The sequence below is a fragment of the Nakamurella deserti genome, from assembly GCF_003260015.1.
Lineage (GTDB): Bacteria > Actinomycetota > Actinomycetes > Mycobacteriales > Nakamurellaceae > Nakamurella > Nakamurella deserti.
This window is the reverse complement of record NZ_QCXS01000002.1, coordinates 1,245,787-1,261,349: the sequence shown is the minus strand read 5'-3', so window position 1 is coordinate 1,261,349 and position 15,563 is coordinate 1,245,787. Positions and strand designations below refer to the sequence as shown.

Annotated in this window: 12 protein-coding genes; 10 read left to right on the top strand and 2 right to left on the bottom strand. The window is 73.5% G+C overall.

Annotated elements, in window-relative coordinates; all coding sequences use genetic code 11:
- The first annotated feature begins 58 nt into the window (after positions 1-58).
- The 5 genes from DB033_RS05865 to DB033_RS05845 all read left to right on the top strand — a co-directional run bounded on the left by DB033_RS05865 (position 59) and on the right by DB033_RS05845 (position 5,110).
- Entirely contained in the window at positions 59-856 is a 798-nt protein-coding gene (locus DB033_RS05865) for a FadR/GntR family transcriptional regulator (protein WP_111765857.1), read from the top strand.
- Positions 853-1,668 carry a cache domain-containing protein gene (locus DB033_RS05860; protein ID WP_111765856.1) on the top strand — a complete coding sequence of 272 codons (816 nt, stop codon included), beginning with the start codon at positions 853-855 and terminating at the stop codon, positions 1,666-1,668. Before DB033_RS05865 ends, DB033_RS05860 begins: the two co-directional genes overlap by 4 nt.
- Positions 1,669-1,781: 113 nt before the next feature.
- A complete protein-coding gene (gene pafA / locus DB033_RS05855) occupies positions 1,782-3,140 on the top strand; it encodes a Pup--protein ligase (RefSeq protein ID WP_111765855.1) in 1,359 nt (452 codons plus the stop codon).
- A 3-nt stretch (positions 3,141-3,143) separates the two neighbouring features.
- Entirely contained in the window at positions 3,144-4,166 is a 1,023-nt protein-coding gene (locus tag DB033_RS05850) for a helix-turn-helix transcriptional regulator (protein ID WP_205843672.1), read from the top strand.
- Entirely contained in the window at positions 4,163-5,110 is a 948-nt protein-coding gene (locus DB033_RS05845; RefSeq protein WP_240615762.1) for a helix-turn-helix transcriptional regulator, read from the top strand. Before DB033_RS05850 ends, DB033_RS05845 begins: the two co-directional genes overlap by 4 nt.
- Positions 5,111-6,461: 1,351 nt before the next feature.
- Here DB033_RS05845 and DB033_RS05840 read toward each other — a convergent pair.
- A complete protein-coding gene (locus tag DB033_RS05840) occupies positions 6,462-7,475 on the bottom strand; it encodes a LacI family DNA-binding transcriptional regulator (protein WP_205843671.1) in 1,014 nt (337 codons plus the stop codon).
- Positions 7,476-7,668: 193 nt separating this feature from the next.
- Here DB033_RS05840 and tatC point away from each other — a divergent pair, with 193 nt between their 5' ends.
- From tatC to DB033_RS05825, 3 genes are all read left to right on the top strand, one after another.
- The gene (tatC, locus tag DB033_RS05835) at positions 7,669-8,508 is read left to right on the top strand and encodes a twin-arginine translocase subunit TatC (protein ID WP_111765854.1); all 840 of its coding nucleotides are present in this window, start codon (positions 7,669-7,671) and stop codon (positions 8,506-8,508) included.
- A gap of 48 nt (positions 8,509-8,556) precedes the next feature.
- The gene (locus DB033_RS05830; RefSeq protein ID WP_240615761.1) at positions 8,557-11,310 is read left to right on the top strand and encodes a DEAD/DEAH box helicase; all 2,754 of its coding nucleotides are present in this window, start codon (positions 8,557-8,559) and stop codon (positions 11,308-11,310) included.
- A 158-nt stretch (positions 11,311-11,468) separates the two neighbouring features.
- The gene (locus DB033_RS05825; RefSeq protein ID WP_111765852.1) at positions 11,469-12,674 is read left to right on the top strand and encodes a DUF4333 domain-containing protein; all 1,206 of its coding nucleotides are present in this window, start codon (positions 11,469-11,471) and stop codon (positions 12,672-12,674) included.
- Between the two features lie 82 nt (positions 12,675-12,756).
- Here the strand turns inward: DB033_RS05825 and DB033_RS05820 are convergent, their stop codons facing one another.
- Positions 12,757-13,692 carry a 5'-3' exonuclease gene (locus DB033_RS05820; RefSeq protein WP_111765851.1) on the bottom strand — a complete coding sequence of 312 codons (936 nt, stop codon included), beginning with the start codon at positions 13,690-13,692 and terminating at the stop codon, positions 12,757-12,759.
- A 103-nt stretch (positions 13,693-13,795) separates the two neighbouring features.
- Between DB033_RS05820 and DB033_RS05815 the strand changes: the two genes are divergently transcribed.
- On the top strand, positions 13,796-14,908 hold the full coding sequence (locus DB033_RS05815) for a M24 family metallopeptidase (RefSeq protein ID WP_111767277.1): 1,113 nt from the start codon (positions 13,796-13,798) through the stop codon (positions 14,906-14,908).
- A 103-nt stretch (positions 14,909-15,011) separates the two neighbouring features.
- Positions 15,012-15,467, top strand: a complete 456-nt coding sequence (locus tag DB033_RS05810) for an Lrp/AsnC family transcriptional regulator (protein WP_111767276.1) — start codon at positions 15,012-15,014, stop codon at positions 15,465-15,467.
- Positions 15,468-15,563 lie beyond the last annotated feature (96 nt).

The following is a 15,563-nucleotide window of genomic DNA, read 5'->3' as shown; positions in this document are numbered from 1 at the left end:
TTGCCATCGGCCCACGTTACGATCCGGTCACAAGTCTGTGACCAGCCCCGGAGTCCCGATGCCCAGTTCCGTGCGGTCCTCCCAGGAGGACCACGACCTGTCGCGGGCGGCGGTGTTCGCCCCGCTGGAGGGCGGCGGCCGGGCGGAGCTCGTCGAGCGCCGCCTGGCCGAGGCCATCGCGGCGGGGCTGCTGCACCACGACGAACGGCTGCCCCGCGAAGCCGACCTGGCCCGCCGGTTCGGGGTGGCGACGGTCACCGCGCGGGAGGCGCTGGAGGCGCTGCGGCACCGCGGGCTGGTCCGCACCACCCGGGGCCGCGACGGCGGCAGCTTCGTCACGGCCGCGGACCGACCCGACCGCGCCGCCCTGGACCACCGCCTCAGGCAGCTCTCCCGGGTCGACCTGCGCGACATGGCCACCTACTACCGCACCATCAACGCCGGTGCCGCCGAGCTCGCCGCCGACCGGGCTGCACCCGACGACGTCGCGCAGCTCCGCCTCCTGGTCGAGCGCACCGGCACCGACGACCCGGTGGCCGGCCGCCGCGGCGAGAACGCCTTCCACCTGCAGCTCGCCGCGCTGAGCCAGTCGCCCCGGCTGGTGCGCGAGGAGGTGCGGCTGCAGGCCGAGTTCGGTGCCCTGCTGTGGCGCTGCCAGGACGACCCCCACGCCCGGGTCACCGCCCGGGAGGCGCACGACGCCATCGCCGCCGCTCTGGACGACGTGGACACCGAGCGGGCCCGGGCGTTGACCGCCGCCCACGTGGACGCGAGTCTGGAATGGCTCGTCGACCACAAGAGCACCCTCGACAGCGGTCCACCGACCGTCCCCGTCCGGAAGGAACCGCCGTCATGACCGGACCGTCCACCCTGGTGCCGCCGGTCGACGCCGTCGCCGACTGCGTCGCGGCGGTCAGCCACACCTTCGCGGCCATGGTCGCCACGATGCAGGGCTGGGCCGCCGCACTCGGCGCCCGCGGCTGGCCGGCCGCCGGCCCCACCCCCGGGCAGCTCGACCTGGTGACCCGGTCGCTGGTGCTCGCCGAGCTGTCCCGCCCCGAGCCGACCGTGGTGGGCGCGGGGTTCATCGCCCGGCCCGACTGGGTCCGCGGCGCGACGCGCTACCTGTCGTGGTGGCTCGGACCGGACAACCCGATCGGGCGCGGGACGGTTCCGGCCGGATCGGCACCGGTCCGCCGGTTGTCCGTGGATCTCGACCCCGGCTCGGACGGCTACCGGGACTACACCGTCCTGGAATGGTGGCGGGTGCCCGCCGCGACCGGCCGCCCGCACATCACCGGCCCGTACGTGGACTACCTGTGCACCGACGAGTACACGCTGACCCTGACCGCCCCGGTCGCGGTCCGGGCGCCCGGGGCGGCGCCGGCGATGATCGGCATGGTCGGGATGGACATCTACGTCCGCACGGTCGAGTCGCTGCTGCTGCCGCGGCTGCTGGGCGCCGGCCGACCGGCCACGCTGCTCAACGCCGCCGGCCGGGTGGTGGTGTCCACCGACGCGCACCGCGCCGCCGGCACGGTGCTGCGCTTCCCCGGCCTGCGCGAACGACTCCAGCAGCCGGATCCGACGGGGGCGCTGCCGGACGGCCGGACGCTGCACGGCTGCCCGGGAACCGGGCTGACCCTGCTGCTCGACGCCGTCGGCTGAGCCGACCGCCGGGGCCGCGCGGAGCCCGTTGCGCGGCCGCGGCGGCGGGCGACGCCACGACGCGGGCCCGGGCCGTCCGCGGGACCGTGCGCGGGACGCATAGGGTTTGGGTCATGCAGCGCCGAATCATGGGTATCGAGACCGAGTTCGGGATCACCTGCACCTTCAAGGGGCAACGCCGGCTGAGCCCCGACGAGGTGGCCCGGTATCTCTTCCGCCGCGTCGTGTCGTGGGGACGGTCGTCGAACGTCTTCCTGCGCAACGGCAGTCGGCTCTACCTGGACGTCGGCTCGCACCCCGAGTACGCCACCGCCGAGTGCGACGACCTGTACTCGCTGATCGCCCACGACAAGGCCGGCGAGCGGATCCTGCAGGACCTGGTGGTCGACGCCGAGGCGCGGCTGCAGGAGGAGGGTGTCGGCGGCGACATCTACCTGTTCAAGAACAACACCGACTCGGCAGGCAACTCCTACGGCTGCCACGAGAACTTCCTCATCGCGCGGCAGGGCGAGTTCTCCCGGATCTCCGACGGGCTGATCCCGTTCCTGGTCACCCGGCAGCTCATCGTCGGGGCCGGCAAGGTGCTGCAGACCCCACGCGGTGCGACGTACTGCCTGTCCCAGCGCGCCGAGCACATCTGGGAGGGCGTCTCGTCGGCGACCACCCGCTCCCGGCCGATCATCAACACCCGCGACGAGCCGCACGCCGACGCGGAGCGGTTCCGCCGGCTGCACGTCATCGTCGGTGACTCCAACATGAGCCAGACGACCACGCTGCTGAAGGTGGGGTCGGCCGCGCTGGTGCTGGAGATGATCGAGGCCGGGGTGGCGCTGCGCGACTTCACCTTCGAGAACCCCATCCGGGCCATCCGCGAGATCTCCAACGACCTGACCGGCCGCAAGGAGGTCAAGCTGGCCGGCGGCGGCGTGATCAGCGCACTGGACGCGCAGCTGGACTACTACCAGCGGGCGGTCGACTTCGTCGCCGTCCGCGGCAGCGACCCGGTCACCGACCAGGTGATGGACCTGTGGGGCCGCACGCTGCGCGCGGTGGAGACCGGCGACCTGTCGGGCGTGGACACCGAGATCGACTGGGTCATCAAGAAGAAGCTCATCGACCGGTACGCGGAGAAGAACCAGCTCGAGCTGACCAGCCCCCGGGTCGCCCAGATCGACCTGGCCTATCACGACGTCCGGCCCGGCCGCGGGCTCTACTCGCTGCTGGCCGCCCGCGGGATGGCCCGCACCGTCGTCGACGAGGCGCGGATCGAGGAGGCGATGACGGTGCCGCCGCAGACCACCCGGGCCAAGCTCCGCGGGAAGTTCGTCGCCGCCGCCCAGGACGCCGGCCGGGACTACACCGTCGACTGGGTGCACCTCAAGCTCAACGACCAGGCGCAGCGCACCGTGCTGTTGAAGGACCCGTTCAAGTCCATCGACGACCGGGTCGACAAGCTGATCGAGTCGATCTAGTGGGTGGTGCACGTGCCGTCGGGTAAGTCCGCGGCGAAGGCGGAGCGGCTGCTGAACCTGGTGATCGCGCTGCTGAACTCCGCCCGGTTCCGCGACGTCAGCTGGATCCGGGAGAAGGTCGAGGGCTATCGCGACGCGGCCAACGACGAGGCCTTCTTCCGGATGTTCGAGCGCGACAAGGTCGAGCTGCGCGACCTCGGCATCCCTCTGCAGACGTCGGCCGACGGCGCCTACCGAATCCCGCCGGGGGAGTACGCGCTGCCCGAGATGTCGTTCACGCCGGGTGAGAAGGCGGCCCTGGCCCTCGCCGGACGGCTCTGGGAGACCAGCGTCCTCGGGGAGGCCGGGTCGGGTGCGCTGCGCAAGCTGGCCGACGCCAGCGGCGATCAGCTCGCCGGACCGCGGCTCGCGCTACAGCCGCGGGTGCGCACCTCCGACCCGGCGTTCGGTCCGCTGTACGCGGCCGTGCAGGCCCGGCAGGCGGTCACCTTCCCCTACCGCAAGGATCCGGCCGGGGCCGTCGAGACCCGTAGGGTGCAGCCCTGGGGGCTGGTCAGCTGGAAGGGCCGCTGGTACGTGGTGGGCCGCGACGTCGCCCGCGGCGAGCAGCGCACGTTCCGGCTGTCCCGGATCGCCGGCGAGGTCGCCCGGGTCGGCCGGTCCGGCGCGGTGACCATCCCGGCCGACGTCGACCTGCTCGCAGCCGTCGCCGGGTCGCAACCCGCGCCCCAGGTCCGCGACGCCGTGGTGCAGCTGGCCGTCGGTGCGGGTGCGGGGCTGCGCCGCCGCGCCACTCCCGCCGGGGACAGCGCGACGCGGCCCGGGTTCGACCGGCTGACCGTGTCCGTGGACCACCTGTGGGACACCGCCCGCTCGGTCGCCGCGCTGGGGGCCGACGCCGTGGTCGAGTCCCCGGCCGACCTGCGCGACGCCGTCATCCGGCTGCTGACCGACGCCGCGGCGACCGCCGCGCCGGACCTGCCGGTGGTCCCACCGCTGGACGGGATCGACGAGGAGTTGTCGTGATCAGCGAATCCGCCACCGATCGGCTGGCCCGCGTGCTGGCGCTGGTGCCCTACATCTCCCGCCGTCCCGGCATCGCCATCGCCGACCTGGCCGGTGAGTTCGGGGTCAGCGCCGCCCAGATCCAGAAGGACCTGGACCTTCTGATGGTGTGCGGGTTGCCCGGGTACTACCCCGACGACCTCATCGACGTCGTGCTGTCCGAGGACAGCGCCACCGTGTCGATCACCTTCGACGCCGGCCTGGAGCGGCCGGTGCGGCTCACCCACGACGAAGCCGTGGCGCTCACCGTCGCACTCCGCGCGCTGGCCGGGTTGCCCGGGCTGGTCGACGCCGACAGCGTGTACTCGGCGCTGGCGAAGCTGGAGCAGGTCGGGGCCGGGGACACCGCGGGCGTGCAGGTCGAGGCGGCCGCGCCGGCCGCGGCACTCGGCGTCGTCCGGGAGGGGTTGGAGGAGGGGCGGCAGCTGTGGATGCGCTACTACACGGCGTCGCGTGACGCGGTCAGCGAGCGCACCGTCGACCCGCTGCGGCTGCTGGTCACCGACGGCCAGACCTACCTCGAGGCGTACTGCCACCTGGTCTCGGCGATCCGGCACTTCCGGGTGGACCGGATCGAGGAGATCAGGCTGCTCGACGAACCCGCCCAGCAGCCGCTGCTGGTGATCGACGACGTCCCGGAGCAGATGTTCCACCCCGACCCGGCGGTCCCGTCGGTGACGGTGGCGCTGGACCCGGAGCTGCGCTGGTTCGCCGAGTACTACCAGGCGGAGGAGCTGCCCGGCGGTCCGGCCGGCCGGCTGCGGGTCCGGATGCGGCCGTCCAGCGACGAATGGCTCGTGCGTCAGGTGCTGTCCCTCGGCGGCGGCGCGGTGATCGAGGACCGGCCCGACCTGGCCGCCGAGGTGGGCCGTCGGGCGCGGGCGGCGCTGGCCCACTACGGCTGAGGCTCGCTTTACCGGGCGTCGGCCCCGTCGCTGGGCGTCGGTGGGCGTCGGCCCGTCGCTGCGTGGCCGGTGGGCGTGGGCCCGTCGCTGCTGGGCGGGTCTGCCCACCGGATGCGTCGGTGCGCACCCTGCAGGGTGGGCAGACCCGGGTTCGTTCGGCAGATCGGCGGGCCGGGGCCGGCCGACCGGTGCCCTTGTACGGACGGCGGTACAGCCGAGCCCATCTGCTTCGACCGGGCCCGCGTCGCTGCGTGGCCGGCTCTGCCCACCGAATGCGACGGTGCCCACCCTGCAGGGTGGGCAGACCCGGGTTCGTTCGGCAGATCTGCGGGCCGGGACCGGCCCACTGGTGCCCGACGCAACGGGTCCGACCCCCGGTGCGGCAGTGCCGAGCCGGATGCGCACCGGCCCTGCGTCGCGACGTCGCGGATTTGCCGACCGGATGCGACGGTGCCCACCCTGCAGGGTGGGCACACGCGGGTTCGTTCGGCAGATCCGCGGGCCGGGACCGGCCGACCAGTGCCCCCCGCCGCGGTGGAGCCGAGTCCGGTGCGCACGGCCCGGGCCCGGTTCGCTGCGTCGCGGGTCTGCCCACCGGATGCGACGGTGCCCACCCTGCAGGGTGGACAGACCCGGGTTCGTGCGGCAGATTGGCGGGCCCGGCGGACCGGTGCCCCCCGCTGCCGTGGAGCCGAATCCGGTGCGCACCGGCCCTGCGTCGCGACGTCGCGGATCTGCCCACCGAATGCGACGGTGCCCACCCTGCAGGGTGGGCAGACCCGGGTTCGTGCGGCAGATCGCGGGCCGGGCCGACAGACACGTACCTCCGCCGCGCCGGATCCGAGTCCAGTCCGGTAGAGACGAGCCCGACGCGCACCGGCCCGTGCCTGCGCGTTGTCGCTGTGTCGCGGGTCTGCCCACCGGATGCGACGGTGCCTACCCTGCAGGGTGGGCAGACCCGGGTTCGTTCGGCAGATCTGCGGGCCGGGCCCTTCCGACCGGTGCCCGACAGCAACGGGTCCGACCCCCGGGCCGGCAGTGCCGAGCCGGATGCGCACCGGCCCTGCGTCGCGGCGTCGCGGATCTGCCCCCCGGCGCGTCGGTGCGCACCCTGCAGGGTGGGCAGACCCGGGTTCGTGCGGCAGATCTACGGATCGGGCCCGGCCGACCGGTGCCCGACGGCAACGGATTAGAGCCTCGTGCGGTAGAGCTGAGCCCAATGCCCACCAGCCCGTGCTTGCGTCGCGGCGCCGCGCACTCACCCACCGGAACCGGCGGCGCCCACCCGCACAGACCTCAACCCGTGCGGCAGATCCCGGCCGGCGCGACCGGGGGCCCGCTGTTCCCGGGCTCACCCCACCCGCACCGGCCCGCTGGTCTGCCGCACCACGAGTCGCGGCGGGATGACCTGCTCCCGTCCGACGACGGTCTCGCCCTGCGCGCGGGCGATGGCACGTTCGACGGTGAGCCGGCTCAGCAGCGGCACGTCCTGCGCCACCGTGGTGAGGTCGACGAACGACAGCCGGGCGAGCCGGGAGTCGTCGAACCCGACCACGCTGACGTCACCGGGCACGTCGACACCGGACGTCCGCAGCACCTCGAGCAGGCCGGTCGCGCAGCGGTCGTTGAACACCGTGACGGCGGTCGGCAGCCCGCCGGCCAGCAGCAGCCGGGCGGCGGCCGCGCCGTCGTCCTCGTCCGCACCACCGGGGACGATCCGGGCTTCGGCGTCGAGGCCGTGCCGCCGCATCGCCTCGGTGTAGCCCCGGCGCCGCTCGGCCGCGCCCGCGGAGCGGCCACCCTCGACGTGCACGATGCGGCGGTGGCCCAGCTGCACCAGGTGGTCGACGGCCTGGTGCAGTCCCTGGTCGTCGGCGGTGCGCACCACGTCGACCAGCCGGTGGCGCACGTTGCGGGTGAGGGCGACCACCGGTGTGCGCGCGCCGATCTCGGCCAGGAACGCCCGCGGTGACTCCGGCCCGAGCAGGATGACCGCCTCGCAGCGGTCCTGCAGCAGGTCGTTCACCGCGGCCCGCTCGTCGCGGCCGGGCGTCACCGCGCTCAGCGTGATCTGGTGGTCGACCGCCGCGGCGGCGGCGTACAACCCGGTCAGCAGGCTCCCGTGGAAGTCCTGCTGGACGTGGAACACCACACCGAGGAGGCGGCTGTTGCTGCTGCGCAGCAGCCGCGCCCGGCTGTCCGGCCGGTAGCCCAACTCGGCGGCCGCGGCGAGGACGCGCTCCCGCGTGGCGGCGCTGGCTCCGGGCACGTCGCGCATCACGATGGACACCAACGCGGTCGACACGCCGGCGGCCGCGGCCACGTCGGCCATCGTCGGGCGGCGGGCGATCGGTTCCCGGGGCATGCCCCACCCTAACCGGCGTCCCTAGTACGTTCTAGCGGCACGCGGTCCCGGCCCGCGGACGCCCGGTCCGCCGTGACCGACCCCGGCCCACGGAGGCCCGGCCCCGGGCCCGAACACCGTCCGCCCACCGCGCGGGTCAGTAGGATCACCGCGAGAACATCCGTCCGATCGCCGCCCGCTGGGAGCTCTGTCCGTGGCCTGGTTCCGCCGCACGAAGGTCGAACGTCCGGCCGACGGCTCGATGTCGTTGATGGAGCACCTCTACGAGCTGCGGAAGCGGCTGATGTGGGCGGTCGTCTTCATCTTCGTGGGCGTGGTGCTCGGGTTCATCTGGTTCGACAAGCCCGTCGGGCCGATCCCGTCGTTGGGCGCCATCCTCATCGAGCCCTACAAGGTGGCCATCGGGAACGAGGATGCCCGGCTGCTGGCCCTGAACCCGTTCTCCGGGCTGCAGCTGCAGCTCAAGGCGGCTCTGATGGCCGGGTTGGTGTTCTCCTCACCCGGCTGGCTCTATCAGATCTGGGCTTTCGTCACCCCGGCGCTGTACTCCAAGGAGCGGCGCTACGCGGTCTCCTTCGTGACCCTCGCCGCCGTGCTGTTCACCCTGGGCGCGTACCTCGCGTACCTGGTGATCCCCGAGGGCCTGCGGGTGCTGTTCGGCTTCGGCGACACCAGCGTCGTCAACATGACCGGACCGGAGCAGTACTACTCGTTCCTGATGACGTTGCTGATCGTGTTCGGCATCAGCTTCCTGCTGCCGCTGTTCCTGGTCGCGCTCAACTTCATCGGCGTCCTGAAGGGCCGCCAGCTCGCGAAGTGGCGTCGGTACGCCATCTTCGCGATGTTCGTCTTCGCCGCGCTCGTGGTGCCGGGCAACGACCCGATCAGCATGCTGGCGCTGGCGCTGTCGATGTGTCTGCTCTACGAGATCAGCACCCAGGTCGCGCGGTTCAACGACCGGCGCCGGGGACGCAACAACCCGGAGGCCGAACAGCTGGCCGCGCTCTCCGACGACCAGGCGTCCGACCTCTGAGTCGTGCCGCGCCCGGGGGTCGGTCATGACCTGTGACACCCTGGTGGGGTGAGTACTGAGCCGGATGTGGAGCTGTCCCCGGCCGAGCGGTTCCAGCGGTCACGGCAACGCGCCCGGTTCGCCGACCTGACGGAGTTCACCGCCGGACTGTCGTTCAGCCTGGACCCGTTCCAGCGCACCGCCTGCGAGGCGCTCGAGCAGGGCCAGGGTGTCCTGGTCTGCGCGCCGACCGGTGCCGGCAAGACGATCGTCGGGGAGTTCGCGGTCTTCCGGGCGTTGCAGCACGGCGGCAAGTGCTTCTACACCACGCCCATCAAGGCGCTGTCGAACCAGAAGTACGCCGACCTGGTGGCCCGTCACGGCGCCCAGCACGTCGGGCTGCTCACCGGCGACACCTCGGTCAACTCGCACGCCCCGATCGTGGTGATGACCACCGAGGTGCTGCGCAACATGCTGTACGCGGACTCGCCCGATCTGGACGGCCTCACGTCGGTGGTGATGGACGAGATCCACTACCTGGCCGACAAGTTCCGCGGCGCGGTGTGGGAGGAGGTCATCCTGCACACCGACCTGTCGGTGCAGCTGGTGGGCCTGTCGGCGACGGTGAGCAACGCCGAGGAGTTCGGCGCCTGGCTGCAGGAGGTGCGCGGCCACACCACCGTCGTCGTCGACGAGCACCGGCCGGTGCCGCTGTTCCAGCACATGATGGTCGGCCGCCGGATGTACGACCTGTTCGCCTCGGCCAAGGACAACGAGCTGACCGGCCAGCAGACGCGCATCGACCCGGCGCTGGCGCGGGCGGCGTCGGAGGCGGAGTCGCGGCACGGCCGGTTCAGCGGCGGCGGCGGCCCGGGCCGGCGGTACGAGCCGCGCCGGCAGAGCTTCCGGCCGGTGTCGCGGGCCGACGTCATCGAGCGGTTGGACGGCAACGGCCTGCTCCCCGCCATCACGTTCATCTTCTCCCGGGCCGGCTGCGACGCGGCCGTCCAGCAATGCCTGCACGCCGGGCTCCGGCTGACCACGGAGGCGCAGCGCGCCGAGATCCGGGCGGTCATCGACCGCCGCACCGCCGAGCTGCCGGAGGCCGACCTGGCCGTCCTGGGCTACTGGGAGTGGCGCGACGGGCTGGAGCGCGGCATCGCCGCGCACCACGCCGGGTTGCTGCCGGCGTTCAAGGAGACCGTCGAGGAGCTGTTCGTCGCGGGCCTGGTCAAGGCGGTGTTCGCCACCGAGACCCTCGCGCTGGGCATCAACATGCCCGCGCGCACCGTGGTGCTGGAACGGCTGGTCAAGTACAACGGCGAGGGCCACGTCGACCTGACCGCGGGGGAGTACACCCAGCTCACCGGGCGGGCCGGCCGCCGTGGCATCGACGTCGAAGGCCACGCGGTGGTCATGTGGACGCCGGGGATGGACCCCCGCGCGGTCGCCGGCCTGGCCTCCAAGCGCCTCTACCCGCTGCGCTCGTCGTTCCGGCCCAGCTACAACATGGCCGTCAACCTGCTCGACCGGATGGGCCCGCAGCAGGCCCGTGAGCTGCTCGAGCAGTCCTTCGCGCAGTACCAGGCCAACGCGACCGTCGTCGGGGTGGCCCGCCAGCTGCGCCGCAACGAGGACGCGATCGCCGCCCACTCCGGTTCGATGGCCTGCCATCTCGGTGACGTCGAGGAGTACTACGGGCTGGTCAACGATCTGACCCGGCTGGAGAAGGACGCCGCCCGGGGCGGCGCCGCCCGGCGTCGCAACCAGACCCACGACGACCTCGCCCGGTTGCGCAAGGGCGACGTCGTGGCCGTCCCCGGCGGCCGGCGCGCCGGTCTGGCCGTCGTGCTCGACCCGGGGGTCAGCTCCGACGGCAGCGCGCGGCCGCTGGTGATCACCGAGAAGCGCTGGGCCGGCCGGCTGTCCAACGCCGACTTCCGCGGGCCCGTGCCGACGCTGGGCCGGGTGAAGCTGCCCAAGCACGTCGACCACGGCTCGGCGGAGGTCCGGCGGCAGATCGCCTCGACGCTGCTGGCCCAGGGCATCGCCATGCCGCGGGGTGGGCCGCGCCGCGACTCGTCCGAGGACGCCGAGATCGGGGCGTTGCGGGTGGCCATCCGCACCCATCCGGTGCACGGGTGCGCCGACCGGGACGCGCACCTGCAGTGGGCGCGGCGGCGCGAGCAGCTCCTCGCCGAGAACCGGGCGCTGTCGGCGAAGGTCTCCTCGGCCAAGGACTCGCTGGGCAACGCCCTGGACCGCATCGTCGGCCTGCTGCGCACCCTGGGCTACCTGCAGGGGTCGCGACTGACCGACGCCGGCCGGCAGCTGTCCCGGATCTGGTCCGAGAGCGACCTGGTGGTGGCGGAGTGCCTGCGCTCGGAGGCGTGGTCGGGGCTGGGACCGGCCGATCTGGCCGCCACGGTGTCGGTGCTGGTGTTCGAGGCGCGTCAGGACGTGTCGGCGGCTCCGCGGATGCCCAGCAACGCCGCGGCCGAGGCCATCGCCGACACGGTGCGCATCTGGTCCCGCATCGCCGGTCTGGAACGGGAGGCGAACCTGCCGGCCACCCGGGAGCCCGACATCGGGTTCGCCTCGGCCGTCGCCGCCTGGGCCGACGGATCCACGCTGACCCAGGCGCTGGCCATCGCCTCGGCCTCCGGCTCGGAGCTGTCCGCCGGGGACTTCGTGCGGTGGTGCCGTCAGGTGATCGACCTGCTCGACCAGCTCCAGGGCGTGGACGACGGCACCGTGGGCCAGGTCGCCGGCGACGCGGTGAAGGAACTCCGCCGCGGGGTGGTCGCCCTCGGGGCGAGCTGACCTCGCCCGGCCCGGGTCGGGAGGGTGACGTCGGGTGCACTGCGGCGGTTGGGACGCTGGCGTCGCGGGCAGCGTGATTGGATCAACGACGGCAGGAACGACGCCGCGGGCCGATGCGGCGCCCGAACGGTTCTCGGTACGAGGTGAGGGAGTCCGCGATGAGCACGCCACACGATCCGGGTCGGTCCGGCAGCGGGCAGGAGTCCGACGGCACCCAGCAGTGGACCCCGCCGCCCACCGGCGGGGACGACGCCCGTGCCGATCAGCCCACCGGCGGTCAGCCGGCGGCCCCGCAGTACGGCGGGACCCCGGAGGCGGGTGCGCCGCCCGCACCGCAGTACGGCTCCGGTGACCAGGGCTGGGGACAACCCGGTTCCGGACAGGGCACCGATCAGCAGGACTGGCGCGCCCCCACCGAGCAGGGCCGGTCGTCCTACGGCCAGCAGCCGACCTACGGCCAGGGCCAACCGTCCTACGGTCAGCAGCCGTCCTACGGCGGGCCGTCGGGCTACGGCACACAGGACACCGGGACCGGGGCGCAGCCCGCCGCCGGTGGCTACGGCCAGCAGCCGACCACCGGCTCCCAGGCCGCCTACGGTGGCGACTCCGCCGCGTCGGGGCAGGGTCAGCCGTCCGGGTACGGCCCGCAGGGCTGGAACCAGGACGCGTCGGGGGGCCACCCCACCACCGTGCAGCCGGCCGTCCCGGGCCAGTACGGCACTTCCCCGGGCGGGTACGGCCAGTCCCCGCAGACCGGTGGGTACGACCCGAACCCGCAGGGCTACGCCGGCGGCTACGGGCAGAGCAGCGGCCCGAACACCGGATACGGACAGCAGCCCGCCTACGGGCAGCCGGGCTACGGCCAGCAAGGGTACGGCCAGCAGGGGTACGGGCAGCAGGCGGGCTACGGGCAGCAGCCCGCGTACGGCGCCGCGGCCGCCGCGACCCCGTACGGTCAGCAGCCCGCCTACGGTCAGTCGGCGCAGCCGTACGGTTCGCAGCCGGCGGAGAAGTCCGGCGGCAGCCGGACCCCGATCATCATCGCCGCGATCGCCGCGGTGGTGATCGCGTTGGCCGCGGTCGCCGCGTTCCTGTGGCCCGGCTTCCTCAACAAGGAGACGTTCAACGCCGACGCCGTGCAGAACGGCGTGCGCACCATCCTGACGTCGGCGAGCCCCGACGGGTACGGCCTGGAGGACGTCGAGAACGTCTCGTGCCCCGCCGACCAGTCGGTCGTCAAGGGCACCACGTTCGACTGCACCGTCGACATCGCCGGTGAGGCCAAGCGGGTCACCATCACCGTCACCGGTGACGAGAAGAGCGACGCCGAGAAGGGCAACTACACCGTGGGTCTGCCGCGCTGACCTGCCGACGTACCCGACGCCCCCGCTGAGAAGTCTTGCAGCGGGGGCGTTGTCGTGGTCGGTGACCGATCCCGGACCGCGGTCAGCCGGCGAGCTCGGTGAGGGTCCGGCCCAGTCGGTCGACGCTGTTGACGACCCCGTAGCGGGCGGCCAGCCCGGCGAGCCGCTCCGGGTCCGCGGCCGCCGCCGGGACGACCGGGTCCGGGCGGTCGAGGATGACCGTGGTGTCCCGTGCCACCCGGACGACGGTCTTGGCCGCCTCCAGGTACTCCAGCGACGGCGTGAGCTTGTGCCGCATCGACGCGGTCAGCCCGGACGTCGGGTCGGCGACGGCCGCGACGAGCCCCTCCAGGGTGCCGAAGCGGGCGATCAGCGACGCCGCGGTCTTGTCGCCGACCCCGGGCACCCCGGGCAGGCCGTCGGAGGGATCGCCGCGGAGCGCGGCGAAGTCGGCGTAACCGGCCGCCGGGATGCCGTACTTGGCCGCGACCGCCGCCCCGGTGAGCACCTCGGTCTTCGCCATGCCCGCGCCGATGTAGCGCAGCCGCACCGGGGGTTCGTCGTCGGTGGCCAGCTGCATCAGGTCGCGGTCGCCGGTGACGACCTCGACCGGGCGGCTGCGGTGCTCGGCGAGGGTGCCGATGACGTCGTCGGCCTCGTAGCCCTCGGCGCCGGCCAGCGCGATGCCCATCGCCCCAAGAATGTCCAGCAGGACCGGCACCTGGGGGGACAGCTCGTCCGGCACCACCTCCTGGGCGACGCCGCGCACGGGTGGCGCGCTGGTCAGCACCCGGTGCGTCTTGTACGACGGGATCGCCGCGACCCGGAACGCCGGCCGCCAGTCCAGGTCCAGGCAGGCGACGAGGTGGGTGGGCCGGCCGTCCTCGGCCACCCGCCGGATGATGTCCAGCGACCCGCGCACGGCGTTCACCGGCATGCCGTCGGGTGATCTCACCGACCCCGGTACCGCGAAGAACGCGCGGAAGTAGATGCCGGCGAGGTCCAGGAGCTGCAGCATGGCTGCACGCTATCCCGGTCGACGCCGTCGACCCGGTGCGGGACGTCACGGCCACCGCGCCAGGTCACCCGGGTGCCGCGCGGCGCCGGTTAGGGTGATCCCCATGCCGACCGACACCCTGCCGTACGCCGACCGTCTCGACCGGCTCCGGACGCACGTCAAGGAGCGCGGCGCGGAGGTCGCGGTGCTGACGCCCGGACCCGACGTCGAGTACCTGCTCGGCCACTCCGTCGCCTCCCACGAGCGGCTGAGCTGCCTCGTGGTGCCGATCGCCGGCAGCCCGACGCTGCTCGTGCCGCAGCTGGAGCGGCTCGGCTGGGCCGGCACCGCCGCCGAGGACGCCGTCCGGATCGCCACCTGGCTCGACGGGCAGGACCCCTACGCGCTGGTGGCCGACCTGCTGCCGGCCGGCACCGCCCGGATCGCCGTCGGCGACCACATGCCCGCCGGGCACGCCCTGCACCTGCGGGACGCGGTCCCCGGCTCGGAGCTGTCGCTGGCCGGAGAGGCCGTCGCCGCGCTGCGGGTGCGCAAGTCCGCCGCCGAGATCGAGGAGCTCGCCGCGGCCGGAGCGGCGATCGACCGGGTGCAGGAGCGCATCGGCGAGTGGTTGCGACCCGGCCGCACGGAGCACGAGATCGCCGCCGACATCGCCGCCGCCATCCGCGCGGAGGGGCACCAGCGGGCCGATTTCGTCATCGTCGGATCCGGGCCGAACGGGGCCAGCCCGCATCACGAGGCGTCCGACCGGGTGGTGCAGGCCGGTGACGTCGTCGTCATCGACATCGGCGGACCGCACCGCGGTGGGTACTTCTCCGACTGCACCCGCACCTATCAGGTGGTCGGCGAGCCGGACCCGGAGTTCGCCGCCGTCTACGACGTCGTGCAGCGCGCCCAGCAGGCCGGCGTCGACGCGGCGGTGCTCGGGGCGACCTGCGAGTCGGTGGACGCCGCGGCGCGCCGGGTCGTCGTCGATGCGGGTTACGGCGAGTTCTTCATCACCAGGACCGGCCACGGCATCGGTCTCGAGGTCCACGAGGAGCCGTACATGGTGGCCGGCAACAGCCGGCCGCTGGCCGCCGGGATGGCGTTCTCGGTCGAGCCCGGCATCTACCTCCCCGGCCGTTTCGGGATCCGCATCGAGGACATCGTGGTGGCCACCGAGGCCGGCCCGCGCCGCGTCAACAACTGCACCCGCGACCTCACCGTCGTGTAGTGCGCGCGGATCCCGGTCCGCGCGCCCGTAGTGACCGCCCCCCGGACCCGGTGGCGGGGAACGGATGTCACCGCCTCCGTGCGGCCGAGTGGAAGAGACGAACATGCTCGAGGACATCGACGCGCGGATCGCGAACGAGCTGGCGGCCGACGGCCGGTGCTCCTACACCGACCTGGCCGAGCGGGTCGGCCTGTCGGTGTCGGCGGTGCACCAGCGGGTGCGCCGGCTGGAGCAGCGTGGCGTCATCAGGGGCTACGCCGCCCGCATCGGGGGCGAGGAGATCGGGCTGCCACTCACGGCGTTCGTGTCGCTGACGCCGATCGACCCCGCCGCCGCCGACGACTACCCGAGCCGCATCGCGCACCTGCGTCAGGTGGAGGCGTGCTACTCCGTCGCCGGGGTGGAGTCCTACATCCTCAAGGTGCGGGTGCCCACCCCGAGTGCGCTGGAGGCGTTGCTGGCCCAGATCCGGGCCGCCGCCAACGTGTCCACCCGCACCACGGTGGTGCTGTCGACCCCGTTCGAGGACCGGCCGCCGCTGGTGGCGTCCCAGGCCTGAGCGTCGGCCCCGATTCCCGACCCCGGCAGGCGGCGCGGCCGCGCGGTCGTCGCCGGGTCGTCGCCGGGGGACCCCACAGTCCGGCGCGGTGCTGTG

What these genes read in the sequence shown, in the direction of transcription:
- DB033_RS05810 (WP_111767276.1), top strand. Translation starts at nt 15,012, where the DNA reads ATGCTCGAGGACATCGACGCGCGGATCGCGAACGAGCTGGCGGCCGAC.
- DB033_RS05840 (WP_205843671.1), bottom strand. Translation starts at nt 7,475, where the DNA reads ATGCCCCGGGAACCGATCGCCCGCCGCCCGACGATGGCCGACGTGGCC.
- DB033_RS05825 (WP_111765852.1), top strand. Translation starts at nt 11,469, where the DNA reads ATGAGCACGCCACACGATCCGGGTCGGTCCGGCAGCGGGCAGGAGTCC.
- DB033_RS05860 (WP_111765856.1), top strand. Translation starts at nt 853, where the DNA reads ATGACCGGACCGTCCACCCTGGTGCCGCCGGTCGACGCCGTCGCCGAC.
- DB033_RS05815 (WP_111767277.1), top strand. Translation starts at nt 13,796, where the DNA reads ATGCCGACCGACACCCTGCCGTACGCCGACCGTCTCGACCGGCTCCGG.
- DB033_RS05865 (WP_111765857.1), top strand. Translation starts at nt 59, where the DNA reads ATGCCCAGTTCCGTGCGGTCCTCCCAGGAGGACCACGACCTGTCGCGG.
- pafA (WP_111765855.1), top strand. Translation starts at nt 1,782, where the DNA reads ATGCAGCGCCGAATCATGGGTATCGAGACCGAGTTCGGGATCACCTGC.
- DB033_RS05820 (WP_111765851.1), bottom strand. Translation starts at nt 13,692, where the DNA reads ATGCTGCAGCTCCTGGACCTCGCCGGCATCTACTTCCGCGCGTTCTTC.